This is a genomic window from Nocardia amamiensis NBRC 102102 (genome assembly GCF_001612745.1).
Lineage (GTDB): Bacteria > Actinomycetota > Actinomycetes > Mycobacteriales > Mycobacteriaceae > Nocardia > Nocardia amamiensis.
Genome location: NZ_BDBA01000059.1, coordinates 14915 through 29636 on the forward strand (window position 1 = coordinate 14915; position 14722 = coordinate 29636).

A 14722-nucleotide genomic window follows, 5' to 3' on the forward strand; every position below is an offset into this window, starting at 1 on the left:
CGACCGACCGCGCCCAGGCGGCCGGCGGGAGCGCCGCGAATCGGAACTCCGCTGCGCTCCGTGCTGCCCCTCGAGCGGCCGGCACCCAGCCCCCTCCGGCCCGTCTCGCCGACCCGCCCGAGCATCCCACCGAACCCGCACTCACCACCGCCGTAAGGACACCTCCAATGCCCCCGATCACCCTGCTGCACCGCCGCCTGATCGCCCTCGCCGTCGAGGACTACGCCCCGGGCTACGCCGCGCCACTGCACTGCCCGTGCGCCGCCCACGACGCCGCCCGCTACGTCGCCGCCTACGACCTGCCCCCGCTGGTCCCCCTCTACGGACTCAAAGCCCTCGAACACGCCGCCCACCTCCACATCCAGCACCACCCCGACCTACTCGCGCGCACCCCCGCCGAATGCGCAGCCCGCCACGCCGCACGCGAACGCGAAGGCCAACGCCTCGCCGCGGCCGCCATCGCCGCCCACCGGGCCGGACACACCCAGCGCGCGGCCCTGCTCATCGACGACGCCGAGCTGATCAATCCCCGATTCGACTGGAGCGGATACCGCGCCCTGCTGCCCGCCGCGCCGATCCTCGCGGCCGCGGGATAACCACCCGGGGCCCACCCGTGCGCAACCCGCCCGGACAAGGCCCGGACAACCCTCACACGGCGCGAAAAATACTGCGCCAGAACGGAACCGACGACAATGGCAACCGCACAAAGCCGTCTATACACTCGAGAGCAGCGCGCCAGCACCCCGAGGAGACCATCCGGCCGGCGGTCGCGGTTCGCCGAATCGGCCGCGGGAGGACGGGGAATGCAAGCACACAGCACCGACCCCGCCGAGGAAACCCCCGACCTCCGGATAGCGCCCGAACCCGCCGAAACCGACCCCGAGACCGACGTCTACGCCGCGATCGCCGAACACCTCGAAGCCCGGACCATGGTGGTCGCCAAACCGGAAAACCACCTCGTCGCCGCCCTGCTCAACGCCTCCACCGAACAAGCCGCCGAAGTACTGGCCATCGTCGCCGACACCGACATCGAAGGCTACCTAGCCTCAGTCGTCATCCGGATAATCCGCCAACTCGTCGACACCGGAGCCGAGCCCACACCCCAAGCCGTCGTAGCGCGCGCACGCGGCCCTCTCGAACTCGACGGCATAGGCATGTACTCCACACGCCCGTCACTGCAACGGCTCGTGCTGTACGTCTCCGAGGTCTACACGATGGGCATGCCGGTCCGCCCCTGGGCCGACGCCTTCCAAGTGGTCGAGGACAGCTACCGGCGGTCGTTCGAAGAAGTCGGCCGCCGCATGGCGCAGATGGCCGAGGCATGCGCAGACGTCGAAGACCTCGAAGAGATGACCGGCAACGCGGTGCGCCAATGGCGAGCGGACTGGCACCGCCTACGCCGCCTCCGCGCTCTCGCCTACCCGGCCCCGGCCAAGCAACCACCCGACACCGAGCCCGACGCCGAGCCGCCACCCGAGCACGAGTAGCCACCGCTGCGCGAGCACGAGCACCAATATAGACAATGTGTGATTTGCGTGATATGCGTGATGATCATAAAATAGAGGTGTGCCGGGCACAGGGTACGTGCCCGGCACACCTCCAACGGTCCGCCGAGCACACGAAAGAACGACCACCACATGAGCACTCGCGTATTCGACGACGCGCGCCGACGCCAAGGGTTCCGCGACCAAGCCCACCTCGACGCCTTCTACGCCTACTACGACCACGTACACAGCGACTGCGCGGTGTGCGGCACGCCCGGCCCGGCCCACTGGAACCAGGCCGATGCCTCCTGGCAGCCCACCATGCAGATCTGCCCCACCGGCCGCGAACTGAGCGAGCGCGCACGATGACGCACCCGAACGCCGCTCCCACGTTGACCGCCGAGGAAATCGACGCCGCCACCGCCAACCTGCGCGCCCTGCTCAGCTGCACCATCCCCTCGGTCACCCGGATGCAGCGAGCCATAGCCGACCTGACCGACAGCGCGACCCGCGCCGAGGGATACGCCCGCGCCGCGGATATCGAAGCCGAGCAGTGGCCACCGGAAACCGAGTACGCGCAGCAATGGCGCGCCAAGGCCGAGCACTACCATCGCGCGGCCGCCATCGCACACGCGCGCACCGACGTGGTGCGCGCCTGGATGAAGTCGACGACCGGCCGCAGCCACACGCACCGGTTCGCCGCACATCCCCTCACCGGCAACATCATCTGTTCGTGCGGGATGACCGAGGCCGCAGCCGAAACCCTGGATCCGGACTTCGTCACCTCATGCTGCGGATGTTCGGTCGACAAGAACGGGCCCGACGGCCGCCCGTTCAGCCTCACCCCCGGCACCGTCACCTACTGCTTTGCCTGCCAGGGCGACAGCCCCGTGATACACCGCGACCAATGGCAGCCCGAAGTATGCGCCGCATGCGGGAAAACCAGCGCCGAGGCCGGTTGCCCCGGCGGCTGGACATTCCACTGGCGGACCAGGCACTCGGACACGCTGTCGGCCCAATCCTGCGGCGGGGAGTGCGCCGACAAGATCGAAGCACGCCGCAAACCCAGCGGCATCCTCTACCGAATCGCCCGCTCGGTTTCCGGACACGTCAAACCCGAACCGCCGCAATAGCGCCACCACACCACACCCCACCCGGGCCGACCGGCCGGTGCCCTCACGGCACCGGCCACACCCCCGGCGGAACTCCGCTGCGCTCCGTGCTGCCCAGACGCGGCACGACCGAGCCCCGCCGGCCAGCGCAGCCGTCTCACCCAACGAACAGAAAAACAATGGCCCCTGGTCCGCGCCGCGCGTGGACCAGGGGCCATTGCCGTTGTCGCCGAATGCTACGCAGTCAGCTCGTCACCGCGGGACTCAGCATCGCCCGCCTGCTCTCCGGCCGTAGCTGGCGCCGCAGCGGGAACAACCGAAGCCACCGCCCGCGGTTCCGATCGAGGCTTTCCCCGACCACCCTGCGCCGCACGGGTTTTCGGTCGCGGCTTCGACGGTGCGAGCTTCACGCCGTCGACCGTGAGGCCGAGGCGCTTCAACTCCGCCTCATCGAAACCTGCCGCGATCGCCTCCGCGTAGTGCTCGCGGTAGGTCTCATGCACCTCGAGCACCGAGGCCGCGGCAGCGTGCAAGGCGCGCCCCGCCGTGATCTTCCGCTCGGCTTCCGCACGAACGGTTTTCTCGAATTCCTCCAGATCCGCCATGCACCAATCCTACGGACGCCCAACCACATTCCCCCGCTCACGACGGCGACCGCTCCGCACCACCTTCCGACGGCAGTCGCAACAGGACAGGCCGGCCCGGTATGGCTGCGCCCAGATCCGCACGCACGAAAGGACCCCCGGCAGCCAGCACCACCACCCGACCCATGCCACGCACGCGCGCTCAACAGGACCGCGCGGCGCTCCACCACGCCCAACGAACGAGAACGGAGCACATTGTGTCCACCCCCGACGAATTCTTCCTCTACGTCTGCGCCACCGATGCAGCAGCCCGGCCCGATGCACGCGAGGCGTTCGATCGCGCCCACCGATGGTGGGCAATCGAAATGGACATGGCCTACTTCAAAGACCTCGACCGGTACGGGCAATGCCCCGTCGACGACGAGAAGCCCAACCACGAGGACTACATCCGAGGCACCATCGCCTCACGCACCGACTTCATCACCGTCGCAGACGCACCACTCACCCTCACCGCAGCGCAGAACCTCGCCGCGCAGCTGCGCACCGAACACCCGATCGTCGCCACCTCGCGAGACCTCGCCGGAGCCATCCCCGTACGCGGCGACATCGTCTGTCACCACGTCGATATCCCGATCCCGGAACGCGGCCTCACCGAAGGCTTTCGAGCATGGCTCGACCACGCGGCCGCGAACGCGGTAGCCGCCGCCTACCCGAGCGAAGCGCTCGAGGAGATCGGGTTCTACTACCAGCACCAGGACGACGGAATCGAGCAAGTCCGCGCCGACCTCTACACCCGGGGCACTCCCGATCAACACACCGGCTGGGCATTCTTCGCCTAGCAAGCTCCCCTGTCCGGCTACCGGACTCCCGCCGCGGCCGGGCTGGTAGCCGGACAGGTCCGGCGGCCGCCGCGGGCCGCATCCCCACCTGCGGCCGCCATCATCAGTCGCACCCCAGCTCAGCGAGCCCCATCGAGGCCGCTTTGAACCGGCATCTCACGTCTACAGATTTGACGCTCGCGGCAGGCCGAGGGCCGAGCAAGTTATAGAGTTAGATAATCTAAGTGGTGCAGAAGATTGCGCCCGCTCTGCAACCATGCTGCACTGGATGTCGACTGGATCGAATGAGATAGCGGCACAAGGAGCGGGGCGGAATGTCTGACGAGCCGACAACCACTCCCTCGGTCCCGCGTGCAGTGCGACTGCTCGGACGGGCCTCTCGCGATCCGCATTCTGCGCGGGCTGCCAAACGGAAGCGCACCGCAAATCTCCCCACCGGTCCGCGTACGCAGGCGTACCTGGTCCGCGTCTCCGAAGAGGAGAAGGCCGAGATCGAACATCTCGCTTCGCTGGCGGGGGTAAAGGGCCCCCGCCTACTGCGAGAGTCCGTGTTGGCACCGCAGGTGCCGGTTTCTGCTGACGAGTTCCGCGAGCTGGTTCACGAACTCTTCCGAGTGCAAAGCGCCCTCCGCGGACTCGGCAACAACGTCACACAGATTGCGAAGGTCGTCAACGCTACGCATGAACTCGGCGACAAGGCCGACGCGCTCGAGCATCTGCTATCAGCTGTGCAGAGGTACGCCGATCGCGCCGGCGCGGCGATCGAGGTGGTGACGCGCTGGTGATCCCCAAGATTTCCCGCGGCGCGCGTATGAGTGGCCTGATCGCGTACCTCGTCAGCGTTGGTCCCGATTTGGACAACGAACATGAGCACCCTCACATCGTTGCCGGACATAGTTCGGTCCTGGGGCTCGGCTTCTCCGGTGACCTCAGCAACGTGCAAGCGTTGGCTATCGCGCGCGAGATCGACGCGCCGCGTCGCGCTTTCAATGTCGATGTCCCGGTCCCGAACTACCTCCGCGACTCGGTGGGTAAGACGATCGTCGATTCCGACGGTCGGCCGGTGGTGAATCCGCTCCAGCCAAAACGTGAAGGCAACGTATGGCATTGCTCGCTGAGCCTGCACGCCGACGAAGGGCAGTTGCCCGACGAGAAGTGGAGTCAGATCGCGGGGCAGTTCATGGCCGCGATGGGTTTCACCGCGAACGAGTCCGGCCGCGCTGACGCGCGATGGGTCGCGATTCGGCATGGACTGTCGGCCAAAGGCAACGACCACATCCACATCGCGGCCAGCGCCGTGCGCGAGGACGGCAGCACCGTCAACACCTATCGCGACTACGCCCGCGCCCAAGAAGCCTGCAAGCAGCTCGAGGAACGTCACGGATTGCGCGTGGTGCTCGGACGCCACGACCAGCGCACCATGCGCGGATATCACCGCGCCCATCTGTACGCGGCCGCACGGGCTGCGGGCCTGCAACGAGGAGAGGCCAAATCAGCTATGCGAACCGGAGTGATCGAGCCGCCCCGCGACCGACTGGAGCGCGTCATCCGCGCTTCCCTGGCCGCATCGTCACGCGAAGCGGACTTCGTGCGCACCCTGCGCAGCCAAGGAATCCTCATTCGTCGATCCCGTGACCCGCACACCGGAGAGGTGCGCGGCTGGTGCGCCGGCCTGCGCCCGACATCCGGACGCAGCGGACGACGCTCGGCGCCGCCGGTCATGCCCGGCGGAGGCTCGATCTCGCCGGACCTCACCCTGCCGCGACTGCGGCACAACTGGAAGGAATCCCCCGAATCCCAAGCGGAAGCCGAGCGGGTGTGGCAGGAAGCTGAAGACGCGCTCGCCCGCTACCTCGAAGGTGACGACACCGCCATCCCGCAGCCCGCGGCCACACTTCCCGAACCGCTGACCCAGGCACCGACCCAATCCGAGATCCGCGCCGCGATCACGCAGCTCGAACAATGGGCCAACCGCGTCAACGCAATCCCGGCCGCCGACACCGTCAGCTTCACCGCCGCCGCCCGCCAGGCCGCCGGAGTCTTCGCGGCCTGGTCGCTCCAGCACGAGACAAAGCCGGGTCTGATGGCGCGAGCGGCGCGAACCCTCAGCACCTATGCCAGCGTGCCCGCTCATCGCGATGGCCCGGTCCCGGACTCCTTCCCGATCGGCGGTGTGACCGGATGGACCACGATCCTGCTCGCCGCACGTCGCGACGCCAACCCGATGCTCGCGAATCTCGCCGTGCTGCAACAGGTCGGCCGAACCGTCAACGCAATCTCCCGCGCCGCGATGGCTACCGGGGAGGCCGGCCGCGCACGCCAGCTGGCCGACCTGGCAGCCCGCGAACTCGACGGAATCCACCGCGAGTTCGCGGCCGTCACAGCCACCGAAGCCGCGCCTTCCCCCACGCAGCAGGCTTCCGATGCAGCCCGCATCGCGCGCACAGCGAAGCGAACCGGCACCGACCGCCCGCGACCTTCTCAGGACCCGCGCCGCGCCGAGAACGAGCCGCGTCGACAGAGGCCACATGCTGAGCCCTCCAGGCGGACCGCCGATTTCGACATCGCGCGGTTCATGCGCCTGCAACGCCCCTCGGCAGAAGCGACCCAGCGCTCCGAGGAGCCAGAGCAGCCAGACATCTACGGCGCCACGGCCGACGACACCTCCGTAGGCACGAGCCGCGGCCCCGGCGACCGAGAGGCCGCGCCCGAGCAGAGCACGGAGCTGCCCCGGGAACGTCCGAGCGGGCCGCAGCACGACACAGGCCGCGACCACGACCGCTGAGGACAGGGCGCCGCGCCCGGCACTCGCACCGGCTGTACCGACTCAACGGCTGCCCCGGCTGAGCCTGGCGCGCTGAGCGCCAGCCAAACAGCAATGATCACGGGAAATCGAAGCTGAGTTGCGCGGTCGGCGGCGCCGACCGACGAACGTTCGACCGGGACTCGTGCATCGCTGAGCGCAGAGCGCGGACCCGAGGCATGCTCGTGTAGTTCTGGCCCATCCGCGCCGCCACCTCCGCCAGCGAACACCCCGACAGCAACAGCCGTTGCTCGACGGTGTTGCGTAGCGTCGATGGCGAGATCTCGAGCCCCGCCGCGCGGCCGAGGGTCGCCACCACGTACTCGATGCCGGTCTCACTCATCCGCGCCCGCCGCGACCTCGACACGAGCAACGCGCGCTCGCGGCTCTGCCGTCCGAGCGTCGACGCGCGAACAGCTCGCCAGCCCATCAGCACCCACGTCGTGGCCTGACTCAGCGGCACATCGCGCGACTGTCCGTCCGGCGCCGTCAGCCGGACCGACCCGGCTCGCGACGACAAATCGGCGTCATCGATGTCGAGCCGGCGCAACTCCGAGACCCGCGGACCGACATCCAACGTCAGCGCGATCAAGGCGTAATCGCGCGGCCCGCTCGCGGCCGCTTCGTCCAGCAGCACACTTTGCTGCTGCTCGGTCAGAGTCTTCGGAACCCCGGGAATCACCATGGCGGGATCGACCAGCACCGGACCCATCTTGATCGACTCGTAGAACGCCCGGATCGCCGCCAACGAGACATTGTGGGTCGAGTCGTTCGGCGCGACTGCCATCAGCTCAGCCAGATACTCCGACACCGCGCGGTCGCGTGCGGGACCATCGGTCAACGCATCCGGATGCTGACCGTGCTCAACCAGCCATCGCAGATACAGCCGAGCCCGCTTGTAGTACGTCGTCTGTGTCGCCGGAGAGAACTCCGAACCTGCCAGCCACAAACGAAACCCGTCACGCAGCGGACCCACCAAACCAGCAGGCCCCCGAGCATGCAGCGCAGCCAAGTCACCCCCGGTCAGACCCGCCGCCTCACCACCCACGATCTCCACCTCCACAGCCTGGTGACCACCAACAATGGCAGAGGGCACCGACATATCGGGCGGGCTCGAGTTACCCCCAGCAGGGCGCGCCCGAGCTGCGGGTAACTCGAGGCATTTGCGTGCCGTGGGAGGCGGCGAACATCGCTCACCGGCGGAGCCTCGCCCGAAGGGGAATGGGCGAGGTTCCGCCGGCCGCGCAGGCAGACAGCCCGGGGAAGGAATGTGACCCCAGCCCGCCTCAGCGGGCGCGCCGTCTGCCGTCACCCAGTGTTGCCGAAAAGCGTCGTCTGCGCGACTGCCGGTCCACCCACACGGCAAGTCTCTTGACAGCCGCTTAAAATTCGCTTTAGATTCGCCTTGATGGGATCGAGGTCACGTCGAGCCTGGTCATCGGCACCCAGCGAAGTGCGATCCGGCAACGGAACGAAACCCTGCTCAGGGGGCTCTGCTTCTGGGGTGACCTGCACCCGCCGCCCGCAGGACAAGCCATCTCTGGAAGGCCCGACGAATGACCCTCACCGCAGCCCGCTCCCCCGCAGCGGCCATCCCCCGCGCCAGCTCGCTCCCTCACCATCAGGCGGTGATCGTGGGCGCCGGATTCGGCGGGCTCACGATGGGCGCCGAACTCAAAGCAGCGGGCATCCACGACTTCGTCATCCTCGAGGAAGGCGCCGATGTCGGCGGCGTGTGGCGCGAGAACACCTACCCCGGCTGCGCCTGCGACGTGCCCTCCCACCTGTACAGCTTTGCGTTCGACCCGTACCGAGACCCCCGCATCCGCTATCCCGGACAGCCCGACATCCTCGCGTACATGCAGACCGTGGCCGAGCGCCAGGGTCTGCGCGAGCACCTGCGCACGACCACCGCGGTCACCGCAGCGGACTACGACGACGCGGCCGGGGTCTGGACACTGACCACGGCCGACGGTGCACGCCTGCGCGCAGGAGCGGTGATCTGGGCTGTGGGCCAACTCCACCGACCGGCGATGCCGTCGATCCCCGGACTCGACGCCTTCGGCGGCCGCGCGTTCCATTCGGCACGGTGGAACCACAACGTGGACCTCACCGGCCATATCGCGGTGATCGGCACCGGATCGTCCGGAACGCAGATCGTCCCCGAGCTTGCGCGCACAGCCGCCTCGGTGACGGTGTACCAGCGCACACCCGCCTGGATCCTGCCGCGACCACGCGAACGCTTCGGGCCGCTGACCCGGTGGGCCCTGGAACATGTCCCGGGGCTGCACCAGCTCTATCGCGCCGGCCTGCACCAGGGAGCCGATCTCACGCTGGCGCCGATCATGCACGGCGGATGGTCGGCCCGGCCAGCGACATGGGTCGCTCGCGCGCACCTGCGCCGCCAAGTCGCCGATCCTGCCCTGCGCGGCGAACTCACGCCGCGCTACCGCATCGGTGAGAAGCGGATCCTGCTCGACAGCAAGTTCTATCCGGCACTGCGACTGCCGCACGTCGAGCTGGTCACCGACCCGATCGAGCGCATCGCAGTCGACGGCATCCGCACTACCGACGGCACGCATCGACCCGCGGACGTGATCGTGCTCGCCACCGGGTTCAAAGCGCCGGAATTCCTCGGCGGCATCGAGATCCGCGGCCGCGGCGGTGCAGACCTGCATCGCCAGTGGGCGAGCACCGGCGGGCCCGAGGCATACCTTGGTCTGGCCGTGCCCGGATTCCCCGGCATGTTCATGATCGCGGGGCCGCATTCGTTCACACCCGCCCATTCCAATCCCGCGATCAAGGCCAGCCAGGCGCGCTACATCGCCCGCTGCCTGGAGCACAGCACCGCGCTTGGCGCGCCCCTCGAGGTCAGCGCCTCGGCGATGACCGCCTACCGGCGATGGCTCGACGGCGCGCTCGCGAGCACCGTGTGGCCCGACGGTGTGGCCAGCTGGTTCAAGCAATCCGATGGGGTGATCACCAATCCCTGGCCGGCGTCGGTCAAACGGTTCGACCGGATGACCCGACTCGGCCCCGAACATATCTTCGTACCGGTGCCCACCTCGCGGACGGCGGCCGTGACAGCGAGGCGGTCGGCATGAACATCCTCGACGCCCCGCAGCGGGGCACCGCGGTAGTGATCGGCGGCGGCATCGCCGGAACTCTGGCCGCCTGGGCGCTGCGCGGCCTGGCCGAGCGCGTCATCGTGATCGAGCGCGACCACTACCCCGAGCGGCCCGGCTTCCGCCCTGGCGTACCCCAAGGGCGTCATGCGCATCTGCTGCTGCACGGCGGGCATCAGGCCCTCGAGGAGTTCATGCCCGGCATCCGGGAGGAGCTGATGCAGGCCGGTGCGACCAGCGTCGCGATGAGCGGTGATCTGCGCTGGCTCACCTCGGCCGGGTGGATGGCCACCCACGCGAGCGATCTCGCGTTCTTCAGCTGCACCCGGCCGGTCTTGGATCACATCGTGCGGGCCCGGGTCTTCGACGGATCCGGTACGCGGCTCGTCGACGGCACCGAAGTGCAGTTCGTCCAGGACGCTCAGGTCGTCGGTCTCATCGGCTCGCCGCACGCTGTGACCGGCGTTCGATTCCGCAAGCGCGGCAACGTCACCGAGGTCAGACAGCCCGCGGAACTGGTCGTGGACGCCTCCGGCCGATCCACGAAGCTGCACCGCTGGCTCTGCGAGATCGGGGGCAGCCCGGCACCGGCGCAGACGGTCGATGCCGGGATCGTCTACACCACGCAGATATTCGAGCGTCCCTCCGCGCGGCACGACTTCCGGGCGCTCTACCTGCAAGCAACGCGCGAACAACCGTGGACCGGTGCGTTGCTGCCGGTGGAGAACAACCGGTGGATCGTGTCTCTCGGCGGGATGCGCGGCCACGAACCCGAGCCCGGCGCCGACGGATTCGAGAAGTTGCTGACGCAACTACAGTTGCGCGATCCGATTCTCAGCGAGACGCTGCGCGAGGCCCGTCCCGTCAGCGGGGTCCGTGAATTCCGGCCCGGCTCGAGCGTGCGACGACACTACGAGCACCGCGCCACCGCCGCCGGCCTGGTCGCCCTGGGTGATGCCCACACCACCTTCAATCCTGTCTACGGCCAAGGGGTGTCGGTCGCGATCAAGGGCGCGCAGGCCCTGCGCGCCGCGGCGCAACGCCACGGCGGCATCGGCTACACCGCTGCCCGTACCGCCCGCCACCGCATCGCGGCGGCCTCCCGCGACGCCTGGCTGATGTCCTCGGCCGAAGACGCCCGGTATCCGGCGACGATCGGCGGTCCCTCGGGGCGCATCATCCGCGCCCAGCACCGCATGCTCGACCACGTCTTGGCCCGCGCGACCACCGACACGGCGGTGACCGCCGCGTTCGAGCGGGTCATGTCGCTCGTCGACCGACCCACCGCCCTGCTACGACTCGACATCCTGACCTCTGTCCTGACCGGGGGCCACTGAGATGCACGCATTCACCGATCGCCTGCCCGATCCGCCGCTACTGACCGAACGTCCGCTCTCGATCGCCATGCGGCGGCTCGCCCCGGGCGACGCCCGCGCCACCACGGAGCAGCGCGCGGCCTACCTGCGGCACTACACCCACCTCGGCGACCCCGAAGCTGACGCCGTGGTCGCGCTGTTCCGTCGCCTGCCGACCGGTGAAGGCCGTGCCCTGTTCGAAACCGCGCTCGAACAGGGCATCGACGCTCTCGAGGATCCTCCGGACGAGCTCGCGGAATTCTTCGAGTTGGTCGACGATGTTCCGTACTGGGTCGACGCCGATCAGCTCGATCTCGCCTGCCGGGTCATCGGGCGCACCGGGCTGCTCGGGGTGACCTCGCTGTCGATGCTGGCGTTGTGCGGCGGCTACCTGGCCTCCCGGGTCGCCAAACCGCTGGTCCGCACCGGAGAACTGGAGCAGATGGCGCCGCGCCGGTTGGCCGAAACGATGTCCTGGTGGGCGGATGTGACCACCCCTGGCGGTATGGGTCGGTTTGCGCCGGGCTTCAAGTCCACGGTCCGGGTGCGGCTTATGCACGCGCTGGTGCGCGCCGGGCTGGCGCGCCGGCCGGGCTGGGACCGCGGCGCATGGGACCATCCCCTCAACAATTCGCAGCTCGCGGGCACGATCATGCTGTTCGGGGTCGCTCACCTCAGCGGATCGCAGGCGTGCGGGATGCACTTCACCGCCCGGGAGAAGCAGGCCGTCTACGACCTGTGGCGCTACGTCGGGCACGTGATGGGCGTGCGCCCGGAGATCCTGCCCAGCACCGAGCGCGACTTCTGGAAGATGTTCTGGTTGCAGGCCGACTACGAATTCCGCGCCCCCGACCAGGATTCGCGGCGCTTGGCGCAGGCCCTGGTGCGAGCCATCGGCCCGATGGTGGCCGGGGCCGGTACCGGCCGACTCGATCGCCTCGCGCGCGCGACCGCCACCGACCTCATGTGCGCCTACGCCCGGCTGCTCCTGGGCGGCCGCAATGCGTCCCTGCTCGGCCTACCCGATCGAAAACTGTTCCAGGGCACCGTGATCGCCGCGGCCACCACGATCAAGATCCTCGAATATCCCCGCCGGGTCATCCCCGGGGCGACCCGCTGGTGCGAGGAGGCAGGACGACGCAGCCAGCGCGCGATGACCGACCGAATGATGATCGCCCACCGCGCCGATGGCAGCTACGCCCGCCACGACCGCCTCCCCGGTCGCGCCGCGGCCACAGCATCAGCGGCACCAGTCTGGTGAACCCGGCCTGGTTCGCCAACGCCGTGGGCACCTCGGCCTTGCGCCGCCGCTCGGTGAGAACGTCGCCCATCGACGAGGCAGGAGTCAGAACGCCGGCGATCTTTGGCGCAACACGTATGGGGCCAGGGCCGCCCCGTTTCCTGGGGCGCAGAGGGAGGGTTTCCTTGTCGGAGGTGATGAGGATACATTGGGTCAAACTTGCCGTATTCGCCCAGCGTGCAAGCTATTCGGAGAGATGTCGCTCGACCGATTCGAGCTTGGTGTTGAGGGTGTCGGTATGTCCGGGGCGCAGGTCGGCTTTGATAATGATGGTGGCGCGTCCAGCGGTTTGCATGACGGCGTCGGTGGCGTCCTTGATGACGGCCATGACTTCGTCCCAGTCGCCTTCGATCTCGGTGAAGCTTGCCGCGGTCCGGTTGGGCAGCCCGCTGTCACGGATTACCCGGACCGCGGCCGCGACGTGAGCGCCGACATCTTCACCGATACCGACCGGCGTGATCGAGAATGCTGCGAGCACAGTTGTTTCCTCCTGCTAGAGCCGACATGCAATCAGAGACTATCCAGCAGCTCGGCGGTTTCCTCGCGGAGTTCGGCAACCGGGCCGCTGGCCTTGATCCGAGGTTCTGTGGTGAGCCGGTGAATGCGGCAAATGTCGTGGACCACTCGTGCCGATGTAGTGCCGCGCGCATCAGCGATGACCTCGTGTGCTAGGCGTACACCGTGTTCGGCTTCGCCGTGGCGAAGATGCAGGGCGGCCAGTTGGGCGGTGCTGCGCAGCCGTGATCGTGCGTGCGCGTCGGAGAGGCTGCGCGCGGATTCGAGCCTGGTCATGGTCGGGCCGAGTTCGAGTCCCCGCTGAAAGGACAGGGTGAACAGCCCGTGCGCGAGGTCGGAGGTGAGCAGTTTTTCGCTGTAGTAGGTGGCGAATCCCTCGTGCGCTAGGTCGGGGTGGTCTTCGTCGGCGGCTTCGCTGAACAGCGACTCGGCTTCGGTGACCGCGCGAACGCACTCGCGGTGATTGCCTTGGGCGCCGAACGCTCGGGCTTTCACCGCGGCGATATCGGCGCGGCGCAGTAGCGACAGCTTGTCCGCCCTAATCGCGGCGATGCCGAGTTTGTCCAAGGCGTAGTCGAGGTGACCGAGGTAGATCGCCTGGCGGGCCATACAGGTCAACAGGGCTGCCCGCAGCCACCGGGGGCCGTCGTCGCCGATGAGGCTGTGGCCTTCGTTCCAGTCGTTCTGGGCGCCGGCGTGGTCGCCGCGGTCGTATCGGGCCCAGCCTACGACGCGGTGGAGGGTGGCTACCGCAGCCTTGAGCTCTCGCTCTACCGGCGGTGTCATCGTCGCCTGGAGATATTCGCGGGCACGTGCGAGCTGCACGGTCATGCCCTCGAACGCGCCGTTTCCGGCGTCGTCGCCTTGGCGGAACTCCTCGGCCCAGGCGTTGACGCGCTGAGCGTGCTCGGTGCCCACGCAGCGCGGCACGGTGCGGCTCGTCGAACGGATCGTCGGTTGCGGTGCTGGTAGGGCTGCCAGTACGGGGACGGCCGCCAGTGTCCGAAGGAAACCCTGCCGATCCACATCGACCTCCTTGACCCGAGCCCGAACGGCCCGGTGGCTCGCCAATCCGAGCTGACCGGGCGTGGCGCCGAACAATCGACACAACGCCTCACGGTAGCGAGCATGAGGCCACGACACCGACCCGTTCACCAGCCGCAACACTGAGTCCCCGGTGTAGAGCCCGCGGCGTCCGGTTGACCGTTCGACGAGATCGTTGATCTTGTCGGCGACTTCCTCATAGGTCCATCCTGCGTCCCGGATGTCTTGGTACAGCAGATGATTCCTACTCGGTCGGGCCACGATCACCCACCTCCCGCGCCGTCGCCGAGACGACTACTCGAGCCTCACAACTGTCAGCTCATCGTGCCGGTTTGTCCACCCAGCAGATTCGGTTTTCGCCGAATCCGCTGCGCTGAGCGCCACGGCTCGCCCGACCCAGCAGATTCCCCAGCATTCCGGCGACTGCGAATCTGCTGGGTGAACTGCTGTGGTGGGCCGACCCGAGAGCCTGTCAGTCTCGAAACCTGAAGTTGCACAGCCCAACTGGCTCGGCTAGCGCCAGCCGAGGCGGCCGAATCGCCGCCTGGACGAGACACACG

Annotated in this window: 14 protein-coding genes; 10 read left to right on the plus strand and 4 right to left on the minus strand. The window is 68.2% G+C overall.

What is annotated here, in order from left to right; all coding sequences use genetic code 11:
* Window positions 1–167 precede the first annotated feature (167 nt).
* The 4 genes from NA4_RS13805 to NA4_RS13820 all read left to right on the plus strand — a co-directional run bounded on the left by NA4_RS13805 (window position 168) and on the right by NA4_RS13820 (window position 2617).
* Entirely contained in the window at window positions 168–596 is a 429-nt protein-coding gene (locus NA4_RS13805) for a hypothetical protein (RefSeq protein ID WP_067469688.1), read from the plus strand.
* Window positions 597–803: 207 nt separating this feature from the next.
* Window positions 804–1487 (plus strand): hypothetical protein, encoded by a 684-nt coding sequence (locus NA4_RS13810; RefSeq protein ID WP_067469691.1) that lies wholly within the window; start codon window positions 804–806, stop codon window positions 1485–1487.
* A gap of 150 nt (window positions 1488–1637) precedes the next feature.
* Window positions 1638–1853, plus strand: a complete 216-nt coding sequence (locus tag NA4_RS13815) for a hypothetical protein (RefSeq protein WP_067469694.1) — start codon at window positions 1638–1640, stop codon at window positions 1851–1853.
* Complete coding sequence (locus NA4_RS13820) at window positions 1850–2617, plus strand: hypothetical protein (RefSeq protein ID WP_067469697.1); 768 nt, start codon at window positions 1850–1852, stop codon at window positions 2615–2617. Before NA4_RS13815 ends, NA4_RS13820 begins: the two co-directional genes overlap by 4 nt.
* Window positions 2618–2832: 215 nt before the next feature.
* Here the strand turns inward: NA4_RS13820 and NA4_RS13825 are convergent, their stop codons facing one another.
* The gene (locus NA4_RS13825; protein ID WP_067469700.1) at window positions 2833–3201 is read right to left on the minus strand and encodes a hypothetical protein; all 369 of its coding nucleotides are present in this window, start codon (window positions 3199–3201) and stop codon (window positions 2833–2835) included.
* Window positions 3202–3437: 236 nt separating this feature from the next.
* On the opposite strand from NA4_RS13825, the gene NA4_RS13830 reads away from it, so the two are divergent.
* The 3 genes from NA4_RS13830 (at window position 3438) to NA4_RS13840 (ending at window position 6804) form a co-directional block, all read left to right on the plus strand.
* On the plus strand, window positions 3438–4019 hold the full coding sequence (locus NA4_RS13830) for a hypothetical protein (protein WP_067469703.1): 582 nt from the start codon (window positions 3438–3440) through the stop codon (window positions 4017–4019).
* A 314-nt stretch (window positions 4020–4333) separates the two neighbouring features.
* On the plus strand, window positions 4334–4804 hold the full coding sequence (locus NA4_RS43655; RefSeq protein WP_067469705.1) for a plasmid mobilization protein: 471 nt from the start codon (window positions 4334–4336) through the stop codon (window positions 4802–4804).
* On the plus strand, window positions 4801–6804 hold the full coding sequence (locus NA4_RS13840; RefSeq protein ID WP_067469707.1) for a relaxase/mobilization nuclease domain-containing protein: 2004 nt from the start codon (window positions 4801–4803) through the stop codon (window positions 6802–6804). Before NA4_RS43655 ends, NA4_RS13840 begins: the two co-directional genes overlap by 4 nt.
* 97 nt (window positions 6805–6901) lie before the next feature.
* On the opposite strand, the gene NA4_RS13845 is transcribed toward NA4_RS13840, so the two are convergent.
* Window positions 6902–7879, minus strand: coding sequence for a tyrosine-type recombinase/integrase (locus tag NA4_RS13845; protein WP_169811034.1), 978 nt, complete (start codon window positions 7877–7879; stop codon window positions 6902–6904).
* Window positions 7880–8378: 499 nt separating this feature from the next.
* Here NA4_RS13845 and NA4_RS13850 point away from each other — a divergent pair, with 499 nt between their 5' ends.
* The 3 genes from NA4_RS13850 to NA4_RS13860 are packed head-to-tail and all read left to right on the plus strand — an operon-like array spanning window position 8379 to window position 12563.
* On the plus strand, window positions 8379–9926 hold the full coding sequence (locus tag NA4_RS13850; RefSeq protein ID WP_084497067.1) for a flavin-containing monooxygenase: 1548 nt from the start codon (window positions 8379–8381) through the stop codon (window positions 9924–9926).
* Complete coding sequence (locus NA4_RS13855; protein ID WP_067469712.1) at window positions 9923–11284, plus strand: NAD(P)/FAD-dependent oxidoreductase; 1362 nt, start codon at window positions 9923–9925, stop codon at window positions 11282–11284. The genes NA4_RS13850 and NA4_RS13855 overlap by 4 nt, the downstream gene beginning before the upstream one ends.
* Before the next feature lies 1 nt (window position 11285).
* Window positions 11286–12563, plus strand: coding sequence for an oxygenase MpaB family protein (locus tag NA4_RS13860; RefSeq protein ID WP_067469715.1), 1278 nt, complete (start codon window positions 11286–11288; stop codon window positions 12561–12563).
* A gap of 223 nt (window positions 12564–12786) precedes the next feature.
* Here NA4_RS13860 and NA4_RS13865 read toward each other — a convergent pair whose 3' ends face one another.
* Both NA4_RS13865 and NA4_RS13870 read right to left on the minus strand, forming a co-directional pair.
* Window positions 12787–13080 (minus strand): MTH1187 family thiamine-binding protein, encoded by a 294-nt coding sequence (locus NA4_RS13865; RefSeq protein WP_067469719.1) that lies wholly within the window; start codon window positions 13078–13080, stop codon window positions 12787–12789.
* Between the two features lie 32 nt (window positions 13081–13112).
* Window positions 13113–14423, minus strand: coding sequence for an NsdA family TPR-like regulatory protein (locus NA4_RS13870; protein ID WP_157128993.1), 1311 nt, complete (start codon window positions 14421–14423; stop codon window positions 13113–13115).
* Window positions 14424–14722 lie beyond the last annotated feature (299 nt).